Genomic DNA, 26,739 nt, shown 5'->3' on the forward strand with positions numbered 1-26,739 from the left:
ATTGATAACAATATCGAATTCGGGTCTTATTTTTTACTGATATGCCGAAGTACGCCTTATTTCCGGGGAGATTATCTCCCCGGTTACGCTGATATGTTCAGGTTAATTACTGACCAAACATATCCTTAATCCAGCCAGCGACACCATCGCTATCCTTCTGCTGATCCTGTGACTGCTGCGGCTGAGTCTGCGGCTGCCCCTGAGGATTCTGCTGAGGATTGTTGTTTTGCTGCAGCATATGCTGCTGTTGCTGCTGCTGATCAAACTGCTGTTGTTGCTGCTGACAGAGCGCATCGGCGTCGGTGGTCCATACCGGCAGTGAACGCCAGCTGCTGCTGCCGGAGCCACAAACAAAGTTACCGGCAGAGTCGACGTTCATTCGGGCGATGTCCTCAGGAGGCGTCAGCTGCAGCGGCATCGGTGCCTGATTTTCCAGATAGCGGCGATACAGCTGCATCGCCCCGCTGGCCCCGTACAGCTTGGTCGGCTGGTTGTTATCACGACCAATCCAGGTAATCGCCACTTCTTTACCGTCGATCCCGGCAAACCAGCTGTCCACCAGGTTATTGGTCGTACCGGTTTTCCCTGCCAGCATCGCTTTCGGATATTTGGCACCCAGCGCACGCGCCGTACCGTGATCGGCAACCTGCTGCATGGTATAGAGCGTCAGGTAAGCCGCCTGCGCGCTGATCGTACGCTCCGCCTGCGGGAAGCTCTGATACAGCACGGTGCCGTCTTCCGCAATCACCGAGCGTAACGCCGACAGTGGAGCACGGTTACCGCCGCTGGCAATCGTCTGGAAAGCCTGCGCAACTTCAACTGGCGTCAGGTTCAACGCACCCAGCAGCATAGCCGGAACCGGCTGTAGCTGATCTTTCGATACGCCCAGCCTGGTCCAGGTGTCCACCACCTGCGGCAGGCCCAGCGTCATCCCCAGGTTCACCGTCGGCACGTTCATCGAGTTGGTCAGCGCATCCACCAGCATCACCTGGCCGCTGAAGCGACGATCGTCGTTCTGCGGACGCCAGATCTGACCGTTTGGCTGCTTGAGCGAGATCGGATTATCGGCAATCCACGTGTTCAAACGATAGGTATCCGGCTGGCTCAACGCGGTCAGATAGGTCGCTGGTTTCGCCAGTGAACCAATTGAACGCCGCGCCTGAAGCGCACGGTTATAGCCGGCAAACTGCGGATCGGCACCGCCGACCATTGCGCGCACTTCACCGCTGAAGCGATCGACCACCACCATCGCGCTTTCCAGATCGTTCAGGCCACGCTGTTTACGCAGCGCCGGAATGCCATCCTCAACGGATTTCTCCGCCGCATCCTGCGAAACCGAATCCAGGGTGGTGAAAATCTTCACGCCGGAGAGATCTTTAACCTTATCACCCAGCTTCGCCTGCAGCTCGTTACGTACCATCTGCATAAATGCAGGCTGCGGCGTAATCACTCCCCCTTTCGGCTGCACGCCCAGCGGACGCGCGCTCAGCATGTCGTAGAGTTCCTGGTCGATCACGTTTTGCTGCTGTAACAAACGCAGCACCAGGTTACGACGCTCCAGCGCCAGCTTAGGATTGCGCCACGGGTTGTACAACGACGCGCCCTTCACCATGCCCACCAGCAGCGCCTGCTGATCGAGGCTCAGCTCATCAACCGGACGACCGAAATAGTAAAGGCTGGCCAGCGGGAAGCCACGGATCTGATCGCTGCCCGCCTGACCGAGGTAAACCTCGTTCAGATACAGTTCAAGGATACGATCCTTGCTGTAGCGGGCATCCATAATCAGCGCCATGTAGGCTTCGTTCGCCTTACGCCACAGTGAACGCTCATTGGTCAGGAACAGGTTCTTCACCAGCTGCTGGGTCAGCGTACTGCCGCCCTGCACCGCGCGACCGGCGGTAATGTTGGCGAGGAACGCACGGCCAATTGAGTAGAAGCTGATGCCGTCATGCTGATAGAAGTGACGGTCCTCGGTAGCCACCAGCGTGTCCACCAGCAGGTCCGGGAAACCAGCGCGGGGAACAAACAGGCGCTGTTCGCCGTTCGGCGATTGCAGCATGGTAATCAGCCGCGGATCGAGGCGGAAGAAACCAAAGCTGCGCCCGTTGTCGAGGTTTTTAATGTCGCTCAGGCTGTCGCCGCTAAAGCTGAGACGTGCGCGGATCTGCCCCTCTTTACTGTCGGGGAAATCAAACGGACGGCGGATCATCTCAATGCTGTTGGCCTGCACGGTGAATTCACCGGGGCGCGTCATGCGCGTGACCTGGCGGTACTGCGTGCCTTCCAGCAGAGCGATCATCTCTTTTTTGTTGTAGGACATGCCCGGCTCAAGGCTGACCATACGACCATAGACCGTGGCCGGCAGCTGCCAGACTTTGCCATCAATACGGCTGCGGATCTGTGAATCGAGATAAACGCCATAGGCGGCCATCGCCACAATAAAGATCACCAGCAGTTTAAGCAGCAGTCGTAGCCAACGGCGTTTTTTACGCGGTGGTTTACCTTTTCCCTTACGTGGCACCGGGGTTACCTCCTCGTCTTCCTGGTCATCATCCTGATCGTCATATTCGTCATACTCTTCTTCCCTGTAGCGACCTTTTCCCGCAGATTTCCGCGTTGGCTTGGGCTGCTTACCTTTGCGCCCGATAGGCTCGCGATCGTCAGACATTCGTTTCATTTCTCCTGAGGCAGGCGTCGGCAACGCCGACTACTCTCGTCTTACTCTGGCTATTGCGGAAGAAGAACCTTCCGAAATAGCGCGGCCGTCATGCCAGCTAAACAAAGCCGGGGCTTATGACGGGTTGGAAAATTTTTTAACCCGCCGCGTGGGGAGCGCGCTGGCGGGATCGTCGGGCCACAGATGCTTTGGATAGCGCCCTTTCATCTCTTTCTGCACGTCACGGTATGCTCCGGCCCAGAAGGCCGCCAAATCGCGCGTGATCTGCAACGGCCGATGCGCCGGAGACAAAAGCTCCAGCACCAGCGGCACTCTTCCCTGCGCAACGCTGGGATTCTGCGCTTCGCCGTACATCTCCTGCAGTCGCACCGCCAGCACCGGGGGCTTATCATCATGGTAGACGATCGGCAGCCGACTTCCGGTGGGCACAGTGTAATGAGTTGGCAACACAGTATCCAGTTGCTGACGCTGTGACCATGTCAACATTTGTAAGAGCGCCCCCACCACATCCAGCTGCTTCAGTCCTTTACCGTCGCGTACGCCACTCATCGCCGGCAGCAGCCACTGTTCAAGCGAGGCCAGCAGCGTGGCCTCATCCGCGCCGGGCCACTCGGCCTCCGGTAGCCACTGTGCAGCACACAATAACCGCAGTCGCAGCTGTTCGGCCTGCGGCGTCCAGTTCAGCACGCTCAGCCCTTTGCCGCGCACCCAGCGCAGCATGGCGGCATGCAGCTCCTGCTCATCGGGCTTAGCCAGCGGCTGCGATTTAAGAGCCAGCTGGCCAATCTGCTCGCGTTTCCAGGCGCGCAGCGTGCCTTTTTCTTCATCCCACTCCACTTCCGTTTGCTGCTGTACCAGCGCCGGAACCTCACGGATCAGGGAGTCAATCGTTATCGGCAGCGCCTGCAATATTCGCGCATCGGGCTGGCTGCCGCTTTGCAGCAGCGATGGCACAATCAGCCATTCGTAGCGGGTCAGCGCCTCATCATTTTCCAGCGTGGCACCGCTGCCGTTCGCCAGCTGATAGCGCCCCCCATCGCCACGACGCCGGGCAATCCGGTCCGGGAAAGCTGCCGCCAGCAGCGGAGCAAGACGATCCTCATCCACTGTGCCACCGCTGATGCCCGCCCGCTGCTGGAGCTGCTTTGCCCGGCGCTGCCAGTGCGGCAGACGGCGATGAAAACCGTCGCGCAGATCGATACTGCCGCGCGGTGGATCTTCAAGCATCGCCACCAGCTGCGCGGCGGTGGCAACGGCATCGGCACTGTCACCCGCTGCCGCCAGCATCACCCCGAAGCGCGGCTCGCTGCCCAGCGCAGCAATTTTACGCCCGCGCGTAGTCAGCTGTCCGCCGTCGTCCGCCACGCCCAGCTGACATAAAAGCTGTCGGGCGGCGTCAATAGCCGTCTGGGGGGGACGATCCAGCCAGTTGAGCTGATCGGCATCACGACAGCCCCACTGCAGCAGATCCAGCCAAAGGGCGGAGAGATCGCTGTGCAGGATCTCCGGTTCACCGTGTGACGCCGCGCGCTCCGCCTGCTCTTTCGCCAGCAGATGCAGGCAGATGCCGGGTTCAAGTCGCCCGGCGCGGCCTGCGCGCTGAGTCATCGAAGCCTGGCTGACGCGCTGGGTTTGCAGACGGGTCAGGCCGGTGCGCACATCGAACAGCGCACTACGTTCCAGCGCGCTGTCCACCACCAGCCGGATACCTTCAATCGTCAGGCTGGTTTCGGCAATATTGGTTGCCAGCACGACTTTACGCCGCCCCTCCGCCGCGGGCAGGATCGCCTTTTGCTGCTCGGACAGCGGCAGCGCGCCGTAAAGCGGGCAGAGATCGATATCGGCCGCGATCATCTCAGCCAGTTGAGCTTGCACCCGCTGGATCTCCGCCACGCCGGGCAAAAACAGCAGCAGCGATCCCGGTTCTTCACGCAGCAGCTGCGCCGTCTGCCGGGCTACCGCCTCGTCGAAACGCTGATTCGTCGCCAGCGGCTGGTAACGGCGGTCCACCGGATACGATCGCCCTTCAGACACAATCATCGGTGCCTGCGGCAGACGTTTGCTTAGCGCCGCGTTATCCAGCGTCGCCGACATAATCAGCACCTTCAGATCATCACGCAGCCCCTGCTGCACATCCAGCAGCAGCGCCAGGGCCAGATCGGCCTGCAGGCTGCGTTCATGGAATTCATCAAGGATGACCAGCGACACGCCTTCCAGCATCGGGTCCTGCTGCAACATGCGGGTTAAGATCCCTTCCGTCACCACCTCCAGCCGGGTCTGCGGCCCGCTGCGGCTTTCGCCGCGCATGCGGTAACCGACGATCCCACCCGGCTCCTGCCCCAGCTGTTCCGCCAGCCGCTGCGCCACGTTGCGTGCCGCCAGCCTGCGCGGCTCCAGCAGCAGAATGCGCCCGCTAAAAGAAGCCTGCTTTAAAATCTGTAGCGGCAGCCAGGTGGATTTCCCGGCACCGGTGGGGGCTGCCAGAAGGACCTGAGGGAAGGATTCCAGCGCCACCAGCAGCTCGGGCAAAATGGCACTGACCGGTAATGAACTCACGTTTAGCTCCATAACAACATGGTCTTAATCTTCCGCGCATTGTAGCATTCCCGGGTTTAATTTACCGGAGGACGCGATGGGCGCATCTAAACGGCTGTTCTTCGGCCTCGATCTGCCGGGTGAGGTGAAGCAGCAGATTATCCAGTGGCGTGCCGACAGCTTTCCCACTGAGGCCGGTTTTCCCGTTGCCGCCGAGAGCCTGTATCTGACGCTGGCGTATCTGGGCGAAGTGAGCGATGAGAAAGCGCAGATGCTGATGCAACTGGCCGGGCGCATTCGGCAGCCGGGATTCACCCTGACACTGGACGATGCCGGCCACTGGCCGCGTTCGGGAACGATCTGGCTCGGGCCGCACCGCGCACCGCGGGGCCTGCTCCAGCTGGCAGAATTGCTGCGTTCCCAGGCAGCCCGCAGCGGGTGCTATCAATCGCCACAACCCTTTCATCCGCATGTCACATTACTGCGCCAGGCTACGCAGCCGGTAAAGCTGCCAGCACGCCATTTTAGCTGGTCGCTGCCCGTCGGGCGTTTTGTGCTGTTTCAGTCACACTTCTCCCGCGGGAAAACCCGTATTAAGGAGATTAAGGACTGGGCGCTTCAATAAGGAATTCCTATGGAATACAGTCCCGCTCTGCAACCGGCAACGCTGATTAAACGCTATAAGCGTTTTCTGGCCGATGTGATAACGCCCGACGGTGAGACGCTGACAATTCACTGCGCCAATACCGGTGCGATGACCGGTTGCGCAACACCGGGGGATACCGTGTGGTATTCCACCTCCGTCAGTCTGACACGAAAGTATCCCCACAGCTGGGAGCTGACCGGGACGCAAAGCGGAGAGTTGATATGCATTAATACCCTGCGGGCTAACACGTTAGTACGTGAAGCATTGGAAGAAGGACGGATTGCAGAATTATCCGGTTACACCCGCCTGCAACCTGAAGTTAAATACGGCGCCGAAAACAGCCGTATTGATTTCCTGTTACAGGCAGAGGGTTGCCGTAACTGCTATATTGAAGTCAAATCCGTTACGTTGTTACAGCAGGGCAAAGGGTACTTCCCGGACGCGGTGACCACGCGTGGTCAGAAGCATCTGCGCGAGCTGAGCCAGATCGCGCAATCCGGCCAACGGGCAGTTCTGTTTTTCGCCGTTCTGCACTCGGGGATTGAGGACGTTGCCCCCGCAAGTCACATTGATGCGCGCTACGCAGAACTACTGGTACAGGCACAGCAAAATGGCGTTGAGCTGCTTTGCTATAAGGCGCAGTTATCACCCAAAGGGATAAGCCTGATTCGGCCCCTGAAGGTAGAGTTGTAAAAATTGGCGCAATTTGCTGTTATAAGCACGCTTTCGGCAAGGGGCCAAATACGCTCTTCCTCACATGCTTGTCAAGGCATGTTCAGGAATAATTGCCAACCTTAATCGCTTCTGTTATTTATAGCGGCCTGTTTTTTCCCCTCCGGGGGATCGATGCCCGACAGTCTCGGGATGCAGGGCAGGTAATAGCCGTGTGGTACTTCGCCGGCTGACAGTATCTGCAGCCTGAGAAGTGAAGGGTATAGTGCGTGTTATCCAGGAGAAACAACATGCAAGAAGGGCAAAACCGTAAAACATCGTCCCTGAGTATTCTCGCCATCGCTGGGGTGGAGCCATACCAAGAGAAGCCAGGCGAAGAGTATATGAACGAAGCCCAGCTGGAGCACTTCAAGAAGATCCTTGAAGCCTGGCGCAACCAGCTTCGGGATGAAGTGGACCGCACGGTTTCGCACATGCAGGATGAAGCTGCTAACTTCCCGGACCCCGCTGACCGCGCAACACAGGAAGAAGAGTTTAGTCTTGAACTGCGTAACCGTGACCGCGAGCGCAAGCTGATCAAAAAGATCGAGAAGACGCTGAAGAAAGTGCAGGACGACGATTTCGGCTACTGTGAATCATGTGGCGTTGAAATCGGTATCCGTCGCCTTGAAGCGCGTCCAACTGCCGATCTGTGCATCGACTGCAAAACGCTGGCGGAAATCCGCGAAAAACAAATGGCCGGTTAACGGCACAAGGATTGCGCAGTGGATCCGGGAGCGGCTCTCGTTCCCGTTTCACTGCCCTTCCCCATTCATGATGTCAGCATCCTATATCGGGCGCTTTGCCCCCTCTCCATCCGGTGATTTACATTTCGGCTCTCTGATTGCCGCCGTTGGCAGCTACCTGCAGGCTCGCGCACAGCACGGTCTGTGGCGGGTGCGTATTGAAGATATCGATCCTCCCCGTGAAATTCCCGGTGCCGCCACCCGCATCCTCAGGCAGCTTGAGCACTACGGCCTGCATTGGGACGGTGACGTGCTCTGGCAGTCGCAGCGTCATGATGCCTACCGCTCCGCACTTGACTGGCTAAAACAGCAGGGAATGAGCTATTACTGTACCTGCACACGTAGCCGCATCCAGCAGATCGGTGGTTTGTATGATGGTCACTGCCGCACCCTGCATCACGGCCCGCAGCAGGCTGCACTGCGTCTGAAGGTGGATGCACCGGTCAGCTCATTCAGCGATCGCCTGCGCGGTGTAGTGCAGGCCGATGCGCGCCTGGCCGCAGAGGACTTTATTATTCACCGCCGCGACGGGCTGTTTGCCTATAATCTGGCAGTCGTGGTTGACGATCACTTCCAGGGGATCACTGAAGTGGTGCGCGGTGCCGATCTGATCGAACCGACGGTCAGGCAGATAACCCTTTATCAGCAGTTTGGCTGGACGGTTCCCGACCATCTGCATTTGCCGCTGGTGCTCAATCATGATGGCAACAAGCTGTCGAAACAGAATCATGCCACGCCGCTGCCAGAGGGCGATCCGCGCCCCGCACTGGTACAGGCGCTGCGCTTTCTTGGCCAGCCGGTGACAGAGGACTGGCATGATGCGACACAGGAAGCACTTTTACAGCAGGCTGTCAGTCGCTGGGATTTGAGTTTAATCCCGATTACCGACGCGCAGCAGCAGGATACGGCGACATCGGCATTCTCAAACGGTTCACTCTGAGCTATGATTAGCCGCTGTTTTTACCGCACAGAATTCATTGTCACTATCGAGGTGTCCCATTTTTACCCGAGTTGCTAATTTTTGCCGAAAAGTTCTCAGTCGCGATGAGGTAGTACCAGCCGGGATCGAGGAAGAGCGTCAGATGACCGTTATTCCTCGCGATCGTCATAATATCTCACGCAAGGACATCAGCGAAAATGCCCTCAAGGTGCTCTATCGCCTGAATAAAGCGGGCTTTGAAGCCTACCTGGTGGGCGGTGGCGTACGCGATCTGTTGCTGGGTAAAAAGCCAAAAGATTTCGATGTCACGACCAATGCGACCCCAGAGCAGATGCGTAAACTGTTCCGCAACTGTCGCCTGGTGGGCCGCCGTTTCCGCCTGGCACACGTGATGTTTGGCCCGGAAATCATCGAAGTGGCCACCTTCCGCGGTCACCACGAGGCTGAACAGCAGTCCGTTGACGATCGCAACAGCTCGCAGCGCGGCCAGAACGGCATGCTGCTGCGCGATAACATTTTTGGTTCTATCGAAGATGACGCCCAGCGCCGCGATCTGACCATTAACAGCCTCTACTACAGCGTGGCCGATTTTACCGTCCGCGATTATGTCGGCGGCCTGAACGATCTGCAGCAGGGCATTATCCGTATGATCGGCGATCCGGAAACCCGCTATCGCGAAGATCCGGTGCGCATGCTGCGCGTGGTGCGCTTTGCCGCCAAGCTGGATATGAGTATCGCGCCGGAAACCGGTGAGCCAATTCCGCGCCTTGCCACGCTGCTGCGTGACATTCCACCGGCACGTCTGTTTGAGGAAGCCCTCAAGCTGCTGCAGGCGGGCTACGGTGAAGCCACCTACCGCAAGCTGTGCGAATATCAGCTGTTCCAGCCGCTGTTCCCCATTATCACCCGCTACTTCACCGAACAGGGTGACAGCAATATGGAGCGGATGATCAAGCTGGTACTGAAGAATACGGATACCCGTATTCACAGTCAGATGCGCGTCAATCCGGCATTCCTGTTTGCGGCGATGTTCTGGTACCCGCAGCTGGAAGCGGCGCAGAAAATTGCCCAGGAAAGCGGCCTTGCCTATTACGATGCCTTCGCTCTGGCGATGAACGACGTGCTGGATGAAGCCTGCCGCTCGCTGGCGATTCCGAAACGCATCACCTCGCTGGTGCGCGATATCTGGACCTTACAGCTGCGCCTGTCGCGCCGCCACGGAAAACGCGCGTGGAAGCTGATGGAACATCCTAAGTTCCGCGCCGCCTACGATCTGCTGGCCCTGCGTGCCGAAGTGGAAAACAATCATGAACTGCAGCGCCTGACCACCTGGTGGGGCGAGTTCCAGGTTTCCGCACCGCCGCAGCAGAAAACCATGCTCAACACCCTCGGTGACGATCCGGCACCGCGCCGCCGCACCCGCCGTCCGCGTAAGCGCGTTCCGGGGAACAGCCGCCGTGACGGCCATAATAACAACGCATGATGCGCGTTTATCTGGCGCTGGGCAGTAACCTGGCCGATCCGCTGCACCAGGTGCAATCAGCCCTGGATGCGCTGGCGGCGATCCCACAGAGCAGGCTGATTGCCTGCTCTTCGCTTTACCGCACGCCACCGTACGGGCCACCCGATCAGCCTGACTATCTTAATGCCGCCGTGGCGCTGGATACCGAACTCAGCCCTGAGGCGCTGCTGGACCACACCCAGCGTATTGAGCTGGAACAGGGACGCGTGCGTAAGGATCATCGCTGGGGCCCGCGCACGCTGGATCTCGACATCATGCTGTTTGGCGACCTGACGCTGGCAACGACTCGCCTGACGGTGCCGCACTACGATATGCACAACCGCGCTTTTATGCTGCTGCCGCTGCGAGAGATCGCTCCCGATCTCTGTCTGCCGGACGGTACACGTATTGCCGATCTGCTGGCTCCTCTCGACAGCAGCGTGATACGCCCCTGGTAATGCCTTTCCGGTGCAGCCTGTGCTGCGCCGGATATCTCCTTTGCACTCTCCTTCCCATCCTTTTAAGATACGCCAACCAGGAAGACTCTTACTGAGGATACGATGAAACCGACTACCGTCTCGACCTTGCGTCAATGGAAACAGCAGGGGCGTAAATTTGCCTCTATCACCGCCTATGAGTTCAGCTTCGCCCGTCTGTTTGCCGATGAGGGCATCCAGGTACTGCTGGTGGGCGATTCACTGGGTATGGTGGTTCAGGGACACGACTCCACGCTGCCGGTCACCGTGTCTGATATCGCCTATCACACCGAAACGGTCCGCCGTGGTGCTCCAGCCGCCCTGCTGCTCGCTGACCTGCCGTTTATGAGCTACAGCACGCCACAGCAAACCTTCGACAGCGCGGCGCAGCTGATGCGTGCCGGGGCCAATATGGTGAAGCTGGAAGGTGGGAAATGGCTGGCCGATACGGTTAAACAGCTAACCGAACGTGCAGTACCCGTATGTGGTCACCTCGGCCTGACGCCGCAATCGGTGAATATCTTCGGTGGTTATAAAATTCAGGGCCGTGCCGAGGCCGATGCCGAACGCCTGCTGGACGATGCGCTGGCGCTGGAAGCCGCGGGTATGCAGCTGCTGGTGCTGGAGTGCGTGCCGGTGGCGCTGGCAAAACGCGTCACCGACGCGCTGACCATTCCGGTTATCGGCATCGGTGCCGGTAACGTGACCGACGGACAGATCCTGGTGATGCACGATGCCTTCGGCATCACCGGCGGCCATATCCCGAAATTCGCCAAAAACTTCCTTGCTGAAACCGGCGACATCCGTGCAGCCGTGCGTCAGTACGTCACGGAAGTGGAAAACGGCAGCTATCCCGCCGAAGAACACAGCTTCCAGTAACCCAGGAGAAACACCGTGCTGATTATTGAAACCCTGCCGCTGCTCCGCCGTGAAATCCGCCGCTGGCGTCAGGATGGTAAACGTATCGCGCTGGTCCCCACCATGGGTAACCTGCACGATGGACATATGACACTGGTTGATGAAGCGCGCGCGCGTGCGGACATCGTAGTGGTATCCGTTTTCGTTAACCCGATGCAGTTTGAGCGCGCCGACGATCTGGCGAACTACCCACGTACGCTTCAGGCCGACTGTGAAAAGCTGAACCGTCGCGGCGTCGATCTGGTGTTTTCCCCGGCTCCTGCGGATATCTACCCGCAGGGCCTGCACGAGCAGACGTTTGTCGATGTTCCCGGCCTCTCCACCCTGCTGGAAGGCGCGAGCCGTCCCGGACATTTTCGCGGCGTGTCCACCATCGTCAGCAAGCTGTTTAACCTGGTCCAGCCGGATATTGCCTGCTTCGGCGAGAAGGACTTCCAGCAGCTGGCGCTGATCCGCAAAATGGTGGCGGATATGGGCTACGACATAGAGATCGTCGGCGTGCCAACGGTACGCGCGAAAGACGGCCTGGCGCTCAGCTCTCGCAACGGCTATCTGACCGCCGATGAGCGTAAAATCGCGCCGGGGCTGAGCCAGGTGATGAACGATATCGCCACCAAACTCAACAACGGCGAACGCCATATTGAAGAGCTGATTGCCGACGCGGAGATCGCGCTTGCGGAAAAAGGGCTACGCGCCGATGGCCTGGCGATTGTGGATGCCGATACCCTGCTGCCGTTAACCACGGACAGCCGCCGGGCGGTGATCCTGATGGCCGCGTGGCTGGGTAAAGCCCGCCTGATTGATAACCAGCAGGTTGATCTCACCCAGTAGACAGCGTTGCCCGCAGGGGCAATACTGTCGTTCGTTTTTCGACTGATTGCAGAGTTACAGCTTATGAACCGTACTATGTTGCAGGGTAAACTCCACCGGGTGAAAGTCACCCAGGCCGACCTGAATTACGAAGGCTCCTGCGCCATCGATCAGGATTTCCTCGACGCTTCCGGCATCCTGCAGTATGAAGCGATCGATATTTACAACGTCAACAACGGCCAGCGTTTTTCCACCTACGCCATTGCCGCAGAGCGCGGCTCGAAAATCATTTCGGTGAACGGCGCGGCCGCACGCTGCGCCTGCGAAGGCGACCTGCTGATTATCTGCTCTTATGTGCAGATGTCGGATGCGGAAGCCCGCGAATGGCAGCCGAAAGTGGCCTACTTTGAAGGCGACAACCAGATGAAGCGCGTGGCGAAAGCCGTACCGGTTCAGGTGGCGTAAAAAAACGGGGCGGCCATTGCTGGTCGCCCCGTTCAGTTCAGTCAATCACATCAGGTCCGCAGCCCGCGGCCGCGCTGGATAAGCGACCACGCCAGCGCATAAAACACCACGATAAACGCCACCAGCACCGCCATGGTAAAGCCCAGCGGCACGTCATTGATGCCGAGGAAACCGTAACGGAATCCACTAATCATATAGACGATAGGGTTCAGCTTGGAGATCATCTGCCAGACTGGCGGCAGCAGCGTCAGCGAGTAAAACACCCCGCCAAGATAGGTGAGCGGCGTCAGCACAAAGGTCGGGATCAGGCTGATATCGTCAAAGGTGCGGGCAAATACCGCGTTAAGCAGCCCGGCCAGCGAGAACAGAATCGCCGTCAGCAGCAGAGTCACCGCCACCATCAGCCACGAATGCACCTGGAAAGGCACGAAGAACAGCGAAATTGCCGTGACCAGCACGCCCACGCAGACCCCGCGCGCCACGCCGCCGCCAACGTAACCGGCGATAATCACATGCGTTGGCACCGGTGCCACCAGCAGTTCTTCAATATTACGCTGGAACTTGGAGCTGAAAAACGACGAGGCGACGTTGGCATAGGCGTTGGTGATCACCGCCATCATGATCAGGCCGGGCACGATAAACTGCATATAGGTGAAGCCATGCATTTCACCAATGCGTGAACCGATCAGATTACCGAAGATAATAAAGTACAGCGTCATGGTAATCACCGGCGGGACCAGCGTCTGAATCCAGATACGGGCGAAGCGGTTAACCTCTTTACTCCAGATGCTCTTCAGGGCTACCCAGTACAAATGTGTCATGCTTTCTCTCCCGTGTGACCATTGACCAGGTCAACAAACAGCTCCTCAAGACGGTTAGCCTTGTTGCGCATACTCAGCACCTGCACGCCCTGGGCGCTCAGCTGGCTAAACACGCTGTTCAGCCCCTGCTCGCGCAGCACTTCCACTTCCAGCGTAGAGGTGTCAACCAGCCGATATTTAAATCCTTCCAGCTGCGGCAGCGGGCTTTTTGCGGCCAGATCGAGAATGAAGGTTTCAGATTTCAGCTTCGCCAGCAGTCCCTTCATTGAGGTGTTCTCCACCAGTTCACCGCTCTGGATAATGCCGATATTGCGGCACAGCATTTCTGCCTCTTCCAGATAGTGAGTGGTCAGAATAATGGTGGTGCCACGGGCATTCAGATCTTTCAGGAAGGTCCACATCGAACGACGCAGCTCAATATCCACCCCGGCGGTTGGCTCATCCAGGATCAGCAGCTTCGGTTCGTGCATCAGCGCACGAGCAATCATCAGGCGACGTTTCATACCGCCGGAGAGCATACGCGCACGCTCGTTACGCTTCTGCCAGAGGTCGAGCTGGGTCAGATATTTTTCCGCCCGCTTCACCGCTTCGCGCTTCTCCACGCCGTAATAACCGGCCTGATCGACGACGATCTGCTGCACGGTTTCAAACTGGTTAAAGTTAAATTCCTGCGGCACCAGCCCCAGCTGACGCTTGGCATTGACCACATCGTTTTGCAGATCGTAACCAAACACCCGCACCCGGCCGCTGGTTTTATTCACCAGCGAACTGATGATGCCAATAGTGGTGGATTTACCTGCCCCGTTGGGACCGAGCAGCGCATAGAAGTCACCTGCTTCAACCCGGAGATCAATTCCCTTGAGCGCCTGAACTCCGCCCGCGTAGGTTTTGGTCAGTTTTTCAAGTTCCAGTGCATAAGTCATAGGTAAGAAATAGCCCTTTGTATTTATCGTATCGCGTTTAGTTTCTTGTTTGCCGTTTTCAATCGCTGAGCATTGCCCTATATTACCGCAACGTTTTTGTGTGACTGGTCGACACCATTATGAAAGATATTGAAACCCTTATCAGCAATAACCGCGAATGGTCCAGATTGCTGAAGGAGGAAGATCCCGGTTTTTTTGAACGTTTGTCCCTGGCACAAAAACCCCGTTTCCTGTGGATCGGCTGCTCTGACAGCCGCGTACCCGCCGAGCGCCTGACCGGGCTGGAGCCTGGCGAACTTTTTGTTCACCGTAACGTGGCCAACCTGGTGATTCACACCGACCTCAACTGCCTTTCCGTGGTGCAGTACGCGGTGGAGGTGCTGGAAGTAGAACATATTATTATCTGCGGCCACTACGGCTGCGGCGGCGTTCAGGCAGCGGTGGAGAACCCGGAACTCGGCCTGATTAACAACTGGCTGCTGCACATTCGCGATCTCTGGTACAAACACAGTTCGCTGCTGGGTGAGCTGGCACCAGAAAAACGCTTCGATAAACTTTGTGAAATCAACGTGATTGAGCAGGTTTACAACCTTGGTCACTCAACCGTGATGCAGTCAGCGTGGAAACGCGGACAGAAGGTGACAATTCACGGCTGGGTATACGGCATCCTGGACGGCTATCTGCGCGACCTGGGCGTAACGGCCACCAGCCGCGAGATTCTGGAACAGCGCTACCGTCACGGCATCGCTAACCTGCTGAACGACCCGGACCTCAATCCGTAAGCCACGGGCGGCAACCCCCTGCCCGACTGCACTTTGCCGCATATCATATAACAGGCCGAAATTTCCGGCCTTGGTCGATTGTGCGGTGTGCACTCGCGGTCATTTAGCCCGATTTACTCGTCCAGCATCACCACTTTGCCGATATACGGCAGGTGGCGATAGCGCTGGGCGTAGTCAATTCCGTAGCCCACCACGAACTCATCAGGAATAGAGAAGCCGACGTATTCAACCGGCACCTGCACTTCCCGGCGCTCGGGCTTATCCAGCAGGGTACAAATCGCCAGTGACTTAGGCCCGCGCAGGCTGAAGATTTCCCGCACTTTGCTCAGCGTATTACCTGAATCGATAATATCTTCGACAATCAGCACGTCTTTGCCGCGAATATCTTCATCCAGATCCTTGAGTATTTTTACATCGCGGGTGCTGGAGGTGCCGTTACCGTAGCTGGAAGCGGTCATAAAATCGACTTCGTGAGGAACATCAATGGCGCGACACAGGTCGGCCATAAACATAAAGGAGCCGCGCAGCAGGCCAACCAGCACCATGTCGCTGCCGCTGTTGCGGTAATGCTCATTGATTTGCTGGCCAAGCTCAGCGATACGGGATTTGATCTCGGCTTCGGAGATCATTACTTCAACGGTATGTTTCATAGTTAATCGTCGATTGTTCAGGGAAAGCGGCACAGTTTAGCACATTTCTCCCTCGTGACGCCCTCCGTTGCGCAACGCGCCGCGTTAAATTACGCAATAGACACACGGACTGCTAAACGTAAAGATATCCATATTTTATATCGCTACATGTTTTATCCATAGAACGTTAATTCATTTATCCTGCCCATACCGCGCATGATAGTTTAGCGCCAATAATAAAAGCACCGTGCCAAAAGGCAGGAGATTGTATGGCTTCCTCACATTCTAAAAAAACGCATATCGGCAACCGCGAACTGCAGCCGGAAACCCAGATGCTCAATTATGGTTACGACCCGGCGCTGTCGGAAGGCGCAGTCAAACCGCCGGTGTTTCTGACTTCCACTTTTGTGTTTAACAGCGCCGAAGAGGGCCGTGATTTCTTTGACTACGTTTCCGGCCGCCGCGAACCGCCATCGGGCGAGGGAAATGGCCTGGTCTATTCGCGCTTTAACCATCCGAACAGCGAGATTGTTGAAGACCGGCTGGCAGTATATGAACGCACCGACAGCGCAGTGCTGTTCTCCTCCGGTATGTCGGCGATTTCTACCACGCTGCTGGCCTTCACCCGGCCTGGCGACACCATTCTGCACTCCCAGCCGCTTTATGGCGGTACGGAAACCCTGCTGAGTAAAACCTTCGGTAACTTGAATATTTCCAGCGCGGGATTCGCCGACGGCGTGGATGAAGCCTCGGTTCAGGCCGCTGCCGATAAGGCGCTGGCGCAGGGTCGCGTTTCGATGATCCTGATTGAGTCCCCGGCCAACCCGACCAACAGCCTGGTGGATATTGCGCTGATTAAACGCGTTGCGGACAGGATTGAGCAGCAGCAGAATTACCGCCCGGTCATTGCCTGCGATAACACGCTGCTGGGGCCGGTATTCTCACGCCCCACCGAACACGGCGCGGATATCTCGCTCTATTCGCTGACTAAGTACGTCGGTGGCCATTCGGATCTCATTGCCGGGGCAGCAATGGGCAGCAAGGCGCTGATTCGCCAGGTGAAAGCGCTGCGCAGCGCCATCGGCACCCAGCTCGATCCGCATTCCAGCTGGATGATTGGCCGATCGCTGGAAACGCTGGCGCTGCGTATGGAGCGCGCTAACGACAACGCCGCCGCGGTGGCGGAGTTTCTGCGCAGCCATTCGCAGGTGGAACACATCCACTACCTGCCGTTCCTCGACGCCGACTCACCGCAGGGCAAAACGTATCGCGCACAGTGCAGCGGTGCCGGTTCCACCTTCTCCTTTGATATTCACGGCGGTGAAGCAGCAGCGTTTAAATTCCTCAATGCGCTACAGCTGTTCAAGCTGGCGGTCAGCCTGGGCGGTACCGAATCCCTCGCCAGCCACCCGGCCAGCACCACCCACTCCGGCGTTCCGCTGGAGGTCCGCGACCGCATCGGCATTAAATCCACCACCATTCGCCTGTCGATCGGTATCGAGAATAAAGACGATTTGATTGAGGATCTGCGGCTGGCGCTGCTGGGATAACGGTTTGATTGATGGCCGTTGCCGGGGGAAATCATCTCCACTCCGGCAACGGCCATCATCACGCCACGGTAAAGCCCAGCATCATCCCGGTATCTTCATGCTCCAGCAGATGGCAGTGCGCCATATAGGCGTTGGGTTTGTCCGCCTTGTGGTTAAAGCGCACCAGGATTTCGCTGCGCCAGCCCTCTACAAGCACCATGTCCTTCCAGCCGCTGCGGTGCGCTGCCGGCGGTTTGCCGTTTTCAGACAGAATGCGGAACTGGGCGCCGTGCACGTGGAAAGGATGCATCATCATGTCGCCCTCGCCGGAGATGGTCCACTTCTCCCACACGCCCTGCTTCGCCTCGAACGCGGGTTTCTCCATATTGAAAGCAACGCCGTTAATCTTATTTCCATTGTGAAAATCGAATGGTGCAGGAGATTTCGCCTGCTTACTCTTCATCTCGCCGTGGTCCATTCCCGCCATCTTGCCGTGGTCCATCCCGGCCATCTTTCCATGGTCCATTCCGCCCATACTGCCGTGATCCATGCCCTGCATTTTCCCGGCTGGCGCGGCGGCGGAACGATCGCCAGTCGCCCCACCCATCCCGTGCGCGGACATGTCCATCCCCGCCATCGCCGCATGGCCGTATTTATCCATCAGCGCCTGCATGCCCCGGCGGTCCAGCTCAGGGTCCATCATCAGCTGTAGCCAACGAGTGTCGGAAGCCTGCGGCACCGCAACGGCAGGCATCTCCAGCAGTTTGTCCGGCAGCGTGCCGCTGGCCATCACCCGCAGCGGAGTTATCGACAGCACCGGCAGCGGCTGGTCAAACGGCTTCAGCGTCATGCCCATTTGTCGCACCGGCAGCGTTTGTAGTTCAAACGGTTTGCCATCGGAGGTATCCACCAGCACTTCAAAGCGCTCACCCGGTATCATCGGCAGCTCACTCAGTTTGACCGGCTCCGCCAGCAGACCACCGTCACTGGCAATCACGTACATCGGGCGGCCATCGCTGGTAGTCAGATTTAGCGAGCGGGCATTGCAGCCGTTTAACAGGCGCAGGCGCAGCCAGCCGCGCGGCACGCCGTGCTGCGGATAAATCGCGCCGTTGGTCAGCAGCGTATCGCCGAACCAGCCGACCGCCGCGTCCATCACATCCAGCTGATAATCGATTTTGCTGCCGTCTTCGGTCAGGCGTTTGTCCTGCAGGATCACCGGAATATCATCCACGCCCCACTGTTTTGGCAGCAGGAGTTTGCCGCTCTCGGGATCGTTGATCAGCACCAGGCCAGCCAGTCCCTGCGCAACCTGATAACCCGTACGGCCATGCTGATGAGGGTGGAACCAGCAGGTGGCTGCGGGCTGGTCCGGGGTAAAGCTGACGCTGCGCTGCTGCCCCGGTTCAATTCTCGCCTGCGGCCCGCCGTCCACTTCGCCGGGAATTTCCAGACCGTGCCAGTGTACGGTGGTGGCGTCGGGCAGGCGGTTGAAAATATTGACACGGACTTCTTTGCCACGCTCCAGCTGGATCGCCGGGCCGAGCAGGCCGCCGTTATAGCCCCAGGTCGGAACATCTTTGCCCCGCCAGTTGCTGCTACCCTGCTGAGCCACGAGTTTGATTTCACCGCGCGCATCGGGCAGCAGCAGTGAGGGAATGGGTAATAAAGGACGCTGTTCAGCCGCCATCAGCGAGCGGCTCCACAGCGGCAGGGCGCTTGCTGCGCCAAGCGCGGCGCTTAATTTTAGAAAGTCACGACGTTGCATCATCCATTCCTTTTGTCAGATGTCGAAAATACAGGCAGCATAAACCCTTACCCTGCGGGAAGGTCAAGCCGCGATAAAAAATGCGAAAACGGCATATCGCAGGATTTCTAAGGGAAAAGGGGCTGGCACCCGGCCTGAACTGTGCTAACGTCTGCTCATTGCACACGAATGAGAATAACTATGAAGAAAAGCATCAAGGCTCTGTTGCTGCTAGGGCTTTTTGGCTTCTCCTCCACCAGTTTCGCCCTGAGTGAAACGGAAGCAGAAGATTTGGCCGATTTAACCGCTGTATTTGTTTATCTGAAAAATGATTGTGGCTACCAGGATCTTCCGGACGGGCAGGTTCGTCGCGCATTGATGTTTTATGCACAGCAGAATCGTTGGGATTTAAGCAATTACAACAGCTTCAATATGAAAGCACTCGGTGAGGACAGCTATCGCGATCTGAGCGGTATTGCCATTCCGAACGACACTAAGTGCAAATCCCTGGCCCGCGACTCACTGAGCCTGCTTGCCTACGTCCGATAATCACCCGCCGTTCCCCTCCCCGCGTCCGAATTGACCGTGCAACCACGGTCAGAAATCGCTATCCTGTTTTCCCCATTTTTCGTGGCTGTTATGAGGAGAAAACCCCACCATGGCCGATAAAGAAATGTGGTATGAAACCCTTCATGCCGGATTCGGACAGTATTTTTCTGTCGATAACGTACTGTATCGCGAGCAGACCGGGCACCAGGATCTGATCATCTTTGAAAATGCCGCTTTGGGCCGCGTGATGGCGCTGGACGGCGTGGTACAAACCACCGAGCGCGATGAGTTCATTTATCATGAGATGATGACCCATATTCCCCTGTTGGCCCACGGCGCGGCGGAGAGCGTGCTGATTATCGGCGGCGGCGACGGTGCCATGCTGCGCGAAGTGAGCCGCCATCAGAGCATCAAAAAAATCACCATGGTTGAGATCGATGCCGGGGTGGTGACCTTCTGCAAACAGTACCTGCCAAACCACAGCCAGGGTGCCTATGACGATCCGCGATTTACACTGGTGATTGATGACGGCGTGAACTTCGTGAAGCAGACCGCTGAAAAGTTTGACGTGATTATCTCTGACTGCACCGATCCGATCGGTCCGGGAGAGAGCCTGTTCACCTCAGACTTCTACGAAGGCTGCCACCGCATCCTTAATGAAAATGGCATCTTCGTGGCGCAGAATGGCGTCTGCTTCCTGCAGCAGGACGAGGCGGTCAACAGCCACCGTAAGCTCGGCCACTATTTCACAGACGTCAGCTTCTATCAGGCAGCAGTACCGACCTACTACGGCGGCATCATGACCTTTGCCTGGGCCAGCGATAATCCGGCGCTGCGCCAGTTGGATGCACCAACGATTGCCGCGCGCTTTGCCGCCTCCGGGCTGACCTGCCGCTACTACAATCCGGCAATCCACACGGGCAGCTTTGCCCTGCCACAGTATCTGTTAAATGCGCTGGTCGGCTGACCGGGCATTTTAAGGGGGTGAACGAAATTGCAAAAGCTTAAACTACATGGCTTCAACAACCTGACGAAAAGCCTGAGTTTTTGTATCTACGATATCTGTTACGCGAACACAGAAGCGGAACGCGACGGATATATTGCGTACATTGATGAGCAGTACAACGCCAACCGTCTGACGGAAATTCTTAGCGAAACCTGCTCGATTATCGGCGCTAACGTGCTGAATATTGCCCGCCAGGACTACGAGCCGCAGGGCGCCAGCGTGACGATTCTGGTCAGCGAAGAGCCGATCGATCCGCGCGATATTGATACCTCTGAACATCCCGGCCCGCTGCCGAACTCGGTAGTTGCCCATCTGGATAAAAGCCATATCTGCGTTCACACCTACCCGGAAAGCCATCCGGAAGGCGGCCTGTGTACCTTCCGCGCCGATATTGAAGTGTCGACCTGCGGGGTGATTTCGCCGCTGAAAGCGCTGAACTACCTGATTCACCAGCTGGAATCCGATATTGTCACCATCGACTATCGCGTGCGCGGTTTCACCCGCGACGTGAACGGGGTGAAACACTTTATCGACCACGAGATCAACTCAATCCAGAACTTCATGTCCGACGATATGAAAGGGATGTATGACATGATGGACGTGAATGTCTATCAGGAAAATATGTTCCACACCAAGATGCTGCTGAAGGATTTCGATCTTCGCCACTATCTGTTTAACACTAAACCTGACGATCTCAGCCCGCAGGAGCATAAGCGGATCACCGATCTGCTGTGGAAAGAGATGCGGGAGATTTACTACGGACGCAATATTCCGTCGGTGGGATTAAAAACGCAGTAGCTGCTGCATACAGGCATGAGAGCCTGAAAGGGCGACCTGCGGGTCGCCCTTTAGCAGCCTTAAGGATGTGCTGTCTAAAACCATACCTTTCCTGTTATTTATAAGCTGCCTGTAAGGTAGTGATCGTTTCAGGTAGGACGTTATGATCGCGCGGAGCTATCGGGCTTAACGCCCCTGCAGAAAGGCGCGATACGCGGCAATCACCGCCAGAAAATCCTCTACGCCGCAAAAAGACAGGCTCTCTTCGTCGTAGTAGTTCATGCCCTCTTCCATTTCATCGCCTTCAAAGCCGAGCTGGTTAGAACGAACGATCACCTCTTCCTCATCCAGCCACAGGGTGTATTCCCGCCCCACGCGCTGCCACTGGCGCTCGCTGCCCTTAACGCTGGCAACGGCGGCTTCAACTTCATCCAGCAGCGCCAGATTCTTTTCATCCACCTCGTCGTTGAACCAGTGGCCAACGGCTTCGTGGCCCATCGACATGCGAACCTTCACCACTCCGGTGATATCGCGTAAAAATTCATATTCCATCGTGTTCCCCTCCCGGCAGACTGACCGCGCATGCTCAAGGCTATTTTGCGCCTCTGCCTGGATAATACTGAGCATCAGCGCGCATTATCGCAGCCCGGCGGGGGAAAAACAGCAATATTGACGTCAGTTACATCCACTACGGCGCAGGGTGCACTGCCACACTTAACGATTTCCTCCCGTGACTGCCAGCAGCAGGCCAAAAACAACCAGCAGCCCGCCAAACGCGCGGTCAATCCAGTGGCGCACGGCCAGCAGGCGCTCCCGCACGGCCCCCGCAGAGAAGCCCAGCGCCACCAGGCTGAACCACGCCATATGCGCCACCGAGATAAACCCACCGTAGCCGATCTGCACCACCAGCGGCGTTTCAGGCCCTACCACCTGCATAAACAGGCTGACGATAAAGATCGTCGTCTTCGGATTGAGGACGTTGGTCAGAAAGCCGGTGCGCAGCGCAGCCGCGTCGGACAGCGGTATCACCCGGCGGTCAACCGGCGCACCGCCCGCGCGGGAGCGCAGCATTTTAACGCCGAGATACACCAGCCAGACGGCACCCACCAGCCTGATGGTGTTAAACAGCCACAGCGACTGCTGGATAAGCAGCCCGACGCCAACCAGCGTATAGGTCACGTGAACCAGCACGCCAAGGCCAATCCCCACCGCGGTCAGCACGCCTGCCCGGCGCGACAGCATCAGGCTGTTGCGCGTGACCATGGCAAAGTCCGGCCCCGGGCTGATCACGGCCAGCAGAGTAATGGTGATTACAGCTATCAGTTCGGTCATGGGTTATCCTGTCAGAAATGAGTTAATTTCCGCGATAATAGCGGCGGACTATCAGGATGAATAACGATGATTTCTGACATCAACGGTGAGTCTGAATCACCATTAAACGATGAGCGACTGCCTTCTCTGCTGGCGCTTCGTTGCTTCGAGACCGCCGCCAGGCTGGAGAACTTCAGCCGCGCCGCCGTGGAGCTGCACCTTACGCACGGCGCGGTCAGCCGTGCGGTGCGTCTGCTGGAGGATGAACTGGGCGTGGCGCTGTTCGAGCGCCGCAGCCGACGGGTATTTCTGACCGATGCGGGCCGCACGCTGGCCAGAGCAGTCGGCGAGGGAATGGATTTGATGCGCCAGGCGGTCAGCGAGCTGCGCGCCCGCGCCAGCCAGAAGCGGCAGTGGGTGCTGTCCTGCGAGCCAACGCTGCTGATGCGCTGGCTGATCCCCCGCTGGTCAGATTTTCAGGCTCGCCATCCGGGCACAGACGTTCATCTTGTTGCCGGCGGTGGCCCGTTCTCTTTTGCTAACGGCATCGATCTGGCGATTCGCCGCAGCGATTTTCCGCTACCGGGGAGCTATCACGCCGAACGGCTGTTTGCTGAAAAGGTCGGCCCGGTTTGCCGTACGGATAAGGCCGCAGGCTGGTTTAGCGAAGAACAGCACGCTGCCAAACTCAGGCAGGATGCGCCACGTCTGCATACGCGTACCCGGCCCGGCGCATGGCAGGAATGGGCGACCGCTGCGGGGCATTCGCCTTTTGATACCCGCGGGCAAACGTTCGATCACTTCTATTTCAGCCTGCAGGCCGCAGTGGCAGGGCTCGGCGTGGCCATCGGCCCGTGGCACCTGGTGCGTGACGATGTGGAGAGCGGCGTGTTGAGCGCGCCCCTGGGGTTTATCGAAGACGGTTCCCACTACTGCCTGCTGTCACCCAAACCCCTCGTACCGGGCAGCCCAGAGGCGGATCTGCTGGCATGGTTGAGGTTGCAGGCATAAAGAAGAGGAAAATCAGCGCAGAAAAGACAGTCGGCAAGCTGAGGGGGACGGGAATGACAATCGCCTGAGCTCAGGGAAAGATAAGACTGAGGGGAATAGCAGCCGCTTTCTGAGGTGGAAGTTTAAGAAGGACAATAAAAAAGAGCCGACCTGCGGCTCTTTTTAACAGGGCAATGCTCAGTTATTTCTGCCTGAATATTGCCCAATCTGAATGATTTTTACCGACTGACATCGGAAAAATCATTACTCTCGGCGTTATCAGACCGCAGTCTGGAAAATCACGCCGTCAGCTTTGTCAGTGTACTGGCTAAGCTGGTCGAAGTTCAGATAACGATAGGTATCCACGGCGGTTTTATCCACCTGATCCATAAACTTCAGATACTCTTCCGGCGTCGGCAGTTTGCCCAGCAGAGAAGCAACCGCAGCCAGCTCGGCGGAGGCCAGGAACACGTTAGCTCCGTTACCAAGGCGGTTCGGGAAGTTACGCGTTGAGGTCGATACCACCGTTGCGCCATCTTTCACACGCGCCTGGTTACCCATGCACAGTGAACAGCCCGGGATCTCGATGCGCGCACCGCTCTTACCGAATACGCTGTAGTAGCCTTCCTCAGTCAGCTGCGCAGCATCCATCTTGGTTGGCGGAGCCACCCACAGACGGGTTGGCAGCTGCCCTTTATGGGCATCCAGCAGTTTACCGGCAGCACGGAAGTGACCGATGTTGGTCATGCACGAACCGATAAAGACTTCATCAATCTTCTCACCCTGCACGTCAGACAGCAGACGGGCGTCGTCCGGATCGTTTGGCGCACACAGGATTGGCTCTTTGATATCCGCCAGATCGATGTCGATCACCGCCGCATATTCTGCGTCAGCATCGGCTTCCAGCAGCTGCGGATCGGCCAGCCATTTTTCCATGCCTTCTACGCGGCGCTCCAGCGTACGACGATCGCCGTAGCCTTCAGAGATCATCCACTTCAGCAGCACGATGTTGGACTGCAGATACTCGATGATCGGCTCTTTATCCAGCTTAATGGTACAACCGGCGGCAGAGCGCTCTGCGGAAGCATCGGTCAGCTCAAATGCCTGCTCAACTTTCAGCTTCGGCAGACCTTCGATTTCCAGTACGCGGCCGGAGAAGATGTTTTTCTTACCTTTCTTCTCAACGGTCAGCAGGCCTGCTTTGATCGCATACAGCGGAATGGCGTGAACCAAGTCGCGCAGGGTGATACCCGGCTGCATTTCGCCTTTGAAACGCACCAGCACCGATTCAGGCATGTCCAGCGGCATCACGCCGGTCGCAGCGGCAAACGCCACCAGACCAGACCCCGCCGGGAAGGAGATACCGATTGGGAAACGGGTATGTGAGTCACCACCTGTACCGACGGTATCCGGCAGCAGCATACGGTTCAGCCAGCTGTGGATAACACCATCGCCCGGGCGCAGCGACACGCCGCCACGGTTCATAATGAAGTCAGGCAGAGTATGGTGAGTGGTCACGTCAACCGGCTTAGGATACGCAGCGGTATGACAGAACGACTGCATCACCAGGTCGGCTGAGAAGCCCAGACAGGCAAGGTCTTTCAGCTCGTCACGGGTCATCGGGCCGGTGGTGTCCTGAGAACCTACTGAGGTCATTTTCGGTTCGCAGTAAGCGCCAGGACGGATGCCTTCTACGCCACAGGCACGGCCAACCATTTTCTGCGCCAGTGAGAAGCCACGGCTGCTGCTCGCCACATCTTTCGCCTGAACAAACACATCGCTGTGCGGCAGGCCGAGGGATTCGCGGGCTTTGGTGGTCAGGCCGCGGCCGATAATCAGCGGGATACGGCCACCGGCGCGCACTTCATCCAGCAGCACGTCGGTTTTCAGCTCGAAGTTCGCCAGCAGTTCGTCGGTTTCGTGGTTACGCACTTCGCCTTTGTACGGGAAGATATCGATCACATCGCCCATATTCAGCTTGTCGACTTCCACTTCGATCGGCAGCGCACCGGCATCTTCCATCGTGTTAAAGAAGATTGGAGCGATTTTGCCGCCGAGGCACACGCCGCCGCCCTTCTTGTTAGGCACGTAAGGAATGTCGTCACCCATAAACCACAGCACCGAGTTGGTGGCTGATTTACGTGATGAACCGGTACCGACTACGTCACCAACGTAGGTCAGCGGGAAGCCTTTTTTCTGTAATTCTTCGATCTGCTTGATCGGTCCAACGTTACCGGCATCGTCGGGTACAATGCCATCACGTTCGATTTTCAACATCGCCAGCGCGTGCAGTGGAATATCCGGGCGAGACCATGCATCCGGTGCCGGAGAGAGGTCATCGGTATTGGTTTCGCCGGTCACTTTAAACACGGTTACGGTGATTTTTTCTGCCAGTTTAGGACGCTTCAGGAACCATTCTGCGTCAGCCCACGACTGAATAATTTTTTTCGCGTGTGGGTTGCCCGCTTTGGCCTTTTCTTCAACATCATAGAAGTTGTCGAACATCAGCAGCGTATGGGACAGGGCTTCTGCGGCAATCGGAGCCAACTTTTCTTCATCCAGGGCTTCGATCAGCGCATGGATGTTATAGCCGCCCTGCATGGTGCCAAGCAGTTCAACTGCTTTTTCAGGAGTAACCAGAGGGGAGGTAGCTTCGCCTTTCGCGACAGCGGCCAGGAAACCGGCTTTAACATAGGCCGCTTCATCTACACCCGGCGGGACTCGATTGATCAACAGGTCTGACAGGAATTCTTCTTCACCCGCTGGAGGGGCTTTTAGCAGTTCAACCAGCGCGGCCATTTGGGAAGCATCTAACGGTTTAGGAACGATCCCCTGGGCAGCACGCTCGGCAACGTGCTTACGGTATTCTTCTAGCACGACGTTCTCCTCGCTCTCATTGTATATGGCATCCCGGGTCACCCAAGTCACCGCTATTAGTGATAACCATCCATGTGTAGGGTAAGGCGCCCGGTTCCGCGTGGGGCAGCATAGCAGGATTTCGTTCGCATGTTAATCTGTTTACAAATAAGCAACATTATTTGCGAGGTGCGTCAACTCCGGTTAGTTCCTTTTTTACAGCATTCCACACTAGTCAGGTGGTTAATGTTTAGTATTTATTCTGTTCGTTGGGTGATATAGCGGCATTTAATCCAGTAATTAATCTTTGTCGCTTTTAATTTTGTGCTAAAAATCGTCAACTTTTCGCATTAGTTGATAACCTGAGATTCGGGTTAGGGGCTGGGCTGGGCTG

24 protein-coding genes are annotated in these 26,739 nt (G+C 57.2%); 15 read left to right on the forward strand and 9 right to left on the reverse strand.

What is annotated here, in order from left to right; genetic code table 11:
- Positions 1-106: 106 nt before the first annotated feature.
- Both mrcB and hrpB read right to left on the reverse strand, forming a co-directional pair.
- Complete coding sequence (gene mrcB, locus IBT47_RS22120; RefSeq protein WP_200563086.1) at positions 107-2,668, reverse strand: bifunctional glycosyl transferase/transpeptidase; 2,562 nt, start codon at positions 2,666-2,668, stop codon at positions 107-109.
- A gap of 123 nt (positions 2,669-2,791) precedes the next feature.
- Positions 2,792-5,233: an ATP-dependent helicase HrpB gene (hrpB, locus tag IBT47_RS22125; protein ID WP_200563064.1), complete on the reverse strand. Its 2,442-nt coding sequence runs from the start codon at positions 5,231-5,233 to the stop codon at positions 2,792-2,794.
- 76 nt (positions 5,234-5,309) lie between these two features.
- Between hrpB and thpR the strand changes: the two genes are divergently transcribed.
- The 9 genes from thpR to panD all read left to right on the forward strand — a co-directional run bounded on the left by thpR (position 5,310) and on the right by panD (position 12,425).
- Positions 5,310-5,837 (forward strand): RNA 2',3'-cyclic phosphodiesterase, encoded by a 528-nt coding sequence (gene thpR, locus IBT47_RS22130; protein WP_200545280.1) that lies wholly within the window; start codon positions 5,310-5,312, stop codon positions 5,835-5,837.
- 9 nt (positions 5,838-5,846) lie between these two features.
- Positions 5,847-6,551, forward strand: a complete 705-nt coding sequence (gene sfsA, locus IBT47_RS22135) for a DNA/RNA nuclease SfsA (protein WP_200563065.1) — start codon at positions 5,847-5,849, stop codon at positions 6,549-6,551.
- Positions 6,552-6,820: 269 nt separating this feature from the next.
- Positions 6,821-7,276 (forward strand): RNA polymerase-binding protein DksA, encoded by a 456-nt coding sequence (gene dksA / locus IBT47_RS22140; protein WP_105595421.1) that lies wholly within the window; start codon positions 6,821-6,823, stop codon positions 7,274-7,276.
- A 67-nt stretch (positions 7,277-7,343) separates the two neighbouring features.
- On the forward strand, positions 7,344-8,255 hold the full coding sequence (gluQRS, locus tag IBT47_RS22145; RefSeq protein WP_370569933.1) for a tRNA glutamyl-Q(34) synthetase GluQRS: 912 nt from the start codon (positions 7,344-7,346) through the stop codon (positions 8,253-8,255).
- Between the two features lie 58 nt (positions 8,256-8,313).
- A complete protein-coding gene (gene pcnB / locus IBT47_RS22150; RefSeq protein ID WP_370569935.1) occupies positions 8,314-9,738 on the forward strand; it encodes a polynucleotide adenylyltransferase PcnB in 1,425 nt (474 codons plus the stop codon).
- Positions 9,735-10,214, forward strand: coding sequence for a 2-amino-4-hydroxy-6-hydroxymethyldihydropteridine diphosphokinase (folK, locus tag IBT47_RS22155; RefSeq protein WP_200563067.1), 480 nt, complete (start codon positions 9,735-9,737; stop codon positions 10,212-10,214). The genes pcnB and folK overlap by 4 nt, the downstream gene beginning before the upstream one ends.
- A gap of 102 nt (positions 10,215-10,316) precedes the next feature.
- Positions 10,317-11,111, forward strand: a complete 795-nt coding sequence (gene panB / locus IBT47_RS22160; protein ID WP_200563068.1) for a 3-methyl-2-oxobutanoate hydroxymethyltransferase — start codon at positions 10,317-10,319, stop codon at positions 11,109-11,111.
- Between the two features lie 15 nt (positions 11,112-11,126).
- Positions 11,127-11,981 (forward strand): pantoate--beta-alanine ligase, encoded by an 855-nt coding sequence (gene panC / locus IBT47_RS22165; protein ID WP_200563069.1) that lies wholly within the window; start codon positions 11,127-11,129, stop codon positions 11,979-11,981.
- A gap of 63 nt (positions 11,982-12,044) precedes the next feature.
- Entirely contained in the window at positions 12,045-12,425 is a 381-nt protein-coding gene (gene panD / locus IBT47_RS22170) for an aspartate 1-decarboxylase (RefSeq protein ID WP_062747172.1), read from the forward strand.
- 50 nt (positions 12,426-12,475) lie between these two features.
- Here the strand turns inward: panD and IBT47_RS22175 are convergent, their stop codons facing one another.
- On the reverse strand, positions 12,476-13,246 hold the full coding sequence (locus tag IBT47_RS22175; protein ID WP_200545267.1) for an ABC transporter permease: 771 nt from the start codon (positions 13,244-13,246) through the stop codon (positions 12,476-12,478).
- Positions 13,243-14,169: an ABC transporter ATP-binding protein gene (locus IBT47_RS22180; protein ID WP_105595414.1), complete on the reverse strand. Its 927-nt coding sequence runs from the start codon at positions 14,167-14,169 to the stop codon at positions 13,243-13,245. The genes IBT47_RS22175 and IBT47_RS22180 overlap by 4 nt, the downstream gene beginning before the upstream one ends.
- A gap of 119 nt (positions 14,170-14,288) precedes the next feature.
- Between IBT47_RS22180 and can the strand changes: the two genes are divergently transcribed.
- Complete coding sequence (gene can, locus IBT47_RS22185) at positions 14,289-14,951, forward strand: carbonate dehydratase (RefSeq protein WP_105595413.1); 663 nt, start codon at positions 14,289-14,291, stop codon at positions 14,949-14,951.
- A 113-nt stretch (positions 14,952-15,064) separates the two neighbouring features.
- Here the strand turns inward: can and hpt are convergent, their stop codons facing one another.
- On the reverse strand, positions 15,065-15,601 hold the full coding sequence (gene hpt / locus IBT47_RS22190; RefSeq protein WP_105595412.1) for a hypoxanthine phosphoribosyltransferase: 537 nt from the start codon (positions 15,599-15,601) through the stop codon (positions 15,065-15,067).
- A 248-nt stretch (positions 15,602-15,849) separates the two neighbouring features.
- Between hpt and IBT47_RS22195 the strand changes: the two genes are divergently transcribed.
- Complete coding sequence (locus tag IBT47_RS22195) at positions 15,850-17,130, forward strand: cystathionine gamma-synthase family protein (RefSeq protein ID WP_200563070.1); 1,281 nt, start codon at positions 15,850-15,852, stop codon at positions 17,128-17,130.
- Positions 17,131-17,188: 58 nt separating this feature from the next.
- On the opposite strand, the gene cueO is transcribed toward IBT47_RS22195, so the two are convergent.
- Positions 17,189-18,877, reverse strand: a complete 1,689-nt coding sequence (gene cueO, locus IBT47_RS22200; protein ID WP_200563091.1) for a multicopper oxidase CueO — start codon at positions 18,875-18,877, stop codon at positions 17,189-17,191.
- A 180-nt stretch (positions 18,878-19,057) separates the two neighbouring features.
- Here cueO and IBT47_RS22205 point away from each other — a divergent pair, with 180 nt between their 5' ends.
- The 3 genes from IBT47_RS22205 (at position 19,058) to speD (ending at position 21,209) form a co-directional block, all read left to right on the forward strand.
- Positions 19,058-19,405 (forward strand): YacC family pilotin-like protein, encoded by a 348-nt coding sequence (locus IBT47_RS22205; RefSeq protein ID WP_105595409.1) that lies wholly within the window; start codon positions 19,058-19,060, stop codon positions 19,403-19,405.
- A gap of 109 nt (positions 19,406-19,514) precedes the next feature.
- Complete coding sequence (gene speE, locus IBT47_RS22210) at positions 19,515-20,372, forward strand: polyamine aminopropyltransferase (protein WP_200563071.1); 858 nt, start codon at positions 19,515-19,517, stop codon at positions 20,370-20,372.
- 27 nt (positions 20,373-20,399) lie between these two features.
- Complete coding sequence (gene speD, locus IBT47_RS22215; protein ID WP_105595407.1) at positions 20,400-21,209, forward strand: adenosylmethionine decarboxylase; 810 nt, start codon at positions 20,400-20,402, stop codon at positions 21,207-21,209.
- Positions 21,210-21,374: 165 nt separating this feature from the next.
- Here speD and yacL read toward each other — a convergent pair whose 3' ends face one another.
- Together yacL and IBT47_RS22225 are read right to left on the reverse strand one after the other, a co-directional pair.
- Positions 21,375-21,740: a protein YacL gene (gene yacL, locus IBT47_RS22220; RefSeq protein ID WP_105595406.1), complete on the reverse strand. Its 366-nt coding sequence runs from the start codon at positions 21,738-21,740 to the stop codon at positions 21,375-21,377.
- A gap of 162 nt (positions 21,741-21,902) precedes the next feature.
- Positions 21,903-22,520: a LysE family translocator gene (locus IBT47_RS22225; RefSeq protein ID WP_200563072.1), complete on the reverse strand. Its 618-nt coding sequence runs from the start codon at positions 22,518-22,520 to the stop codon at positions 21,903-21,905.
- Between the two features lie 66 nt (positions 22,521-22,586).
- Here IBT47_RS22225 and IBT47_RS22230 point away from each other — a divergent pair, with 66 nt between their 5' ends.
- The gene (locus IBT47_RS22230; RefSeq protein ID WP_200563074.1) at positions 22,587-23,510 is read left to right on the forward strand and encodes a LysR family transcriptional regulator; all 924 of its coding nucleotides are present in this window, start codon (positions 22,587-22,589) and stop codon (positions 23,508-23,510) included.
- Between the two features lie 258 nt (positions 23,511-23,768).
- Here IBT47_RS22230 and acnB read toward each other — a convergent pair whose 3' ends face one another.
- Positions 23,769-26,366 (reverse strand): bifunctional aconitate hydratase 2/2-methylisocitrate dehydratase, encoded by a 2,598-nt coding sequence (acnB, locus tag IBT47_RS22235; RefSeq protein WP_200563076.1) that lies wholly within the window; start codon positions 26,364-26,366, stop codon positions 23,769-23,771.
- Positions 26,367-26,739 lie beyond the last annotated feature (373 nt).

The sequence above is a fragment of the Erwinia sp. S43 genome, assembly GCF_016624745.1.
GTDB lineage: Bacteria > Pseudomonadota > Gammaproteobacteria > Enterobacterales > Enterobacteriaceae > Erwinia > Erwinia coffeiphila.

Coding starts and splice junctions, on each gene's coding strand:
- cueO (WP_200563091.1), bottom strand. CDS start 18,877: ATGCAACGTCGTGACTTTCTAAAATTAAGCGCCGCGCTTGGCGCAGCA.
- IBT47_RS22195 (WP_200563070.1), top strand. CDS start 15,850: ATGGCTTCCTCACATTCTAAAAAAACGCATATCGGCAACCGCGAACTG.
- panD (WP_062747172.1), top strand. CDS start 12,045: ATGAACCGTACTATGTTGCAGGGTAAACTCCACCGGGTGAAAGTCACC.
- IBT47_RS22180 (WP_105595414.1), bottom strand. CDS start 14,169: ATGACTTATGCACTGGAACTTGAAAAACTGACCAAAACCTACGCGGGC.
- can (WP_105595413.1), top strand. CDS start 14,289: ATGAAAGATATTGAAACCCTTATCAGCAATAACCGCGAATGGTCCAGA.
- IBT47_RS22175 (WP_200545267.1), bottom strand. CDS start 13,246: ATGACACATTTGTACTGGGTAGCCCTGAAGAGCATCTGGAGTAAAGAG.
- gluQRS (WP_370569933.1), top strand. CDS start 7,344: ATGATGTCAGCATCCTATATCGGGCGCTTTGCCCCCTCTCCATCCGGT.
- speE (WP_200563071.1), top strand. CDS start 19,515: ATGGCCGATAAAGAAATGTGGTATGAAACCCTTCATGCCGGATTCGGA.
- panB (WP_200563068.1), top strand. CDS start 10,317: ATGAAACCGACTACCGTCTCGACCTTGCGTCAATGGAAACAGCAGGGG.
- folK (WP_200563067.1), top strand. CDS start 9,735: ATGATGCGCGTTTATCTGGCGCTGGGCAGTAACCTGGCCGATCCGCTG.
- IBT47_RS22225 (WP_200563072.1), bottom strand. CDS start 22,520: ATGACCGAACTGATAGCTGTAATCACCATTACTCTGCTGGCCGTGATC.
- hpt (WP_105595412.1), bottom strand. CDS start 15,601: ATGAAACATACCGTTGAAGTAATGATCTCCGAAGCCGAGATCAAATCC.
- IBT47_RS22230 (WP_200563074.1), top strand. CDS start 22,587: ATGATTTCTGACATCAACGGTGAGTCTGAATCACCATTAAACGATGAG.
- thpR (WP_200545280.1), top strand. CDS start 5,310: ATGGGCGCATCTAAACGGCTGTTCTTCGGCCTCGATCTGCCGGGTGAG.
- sfsA (WP_200563065.1), top strand. CDS start 5,847: ATGGAATACAGTCCCGCTCTGCAACCGGCAACGCTGATTAAACGCTAT.
- mrcB (WP_200563086.1), bottom strand. CDS start 2,668: ATGTCTGACGATCGCGAGCCTATCGGGCGCAAAGGTAAGCAGCCCAAG.
- IBT47_RS22205 (WP_105595409.1), top strand. CDS start 19,058: ATGAAGAAAAGCATCAAGGCTCTGTTGCTGCTAGGGCTTTTTGGCTTC.
- yacL (WP_105595406.1), bottom strand. CDS start 21,740: ATGGAATATGAATTTTTACGCGATATCACCGGAGTGGTGAAGGTTCGC.
- dksA (WP_105595421.1), top strand. CDS start 6,821: ATGCAAGAAGGGCAAAACCGTAAAACATCGTCCCTGAGTATTCTCGCC.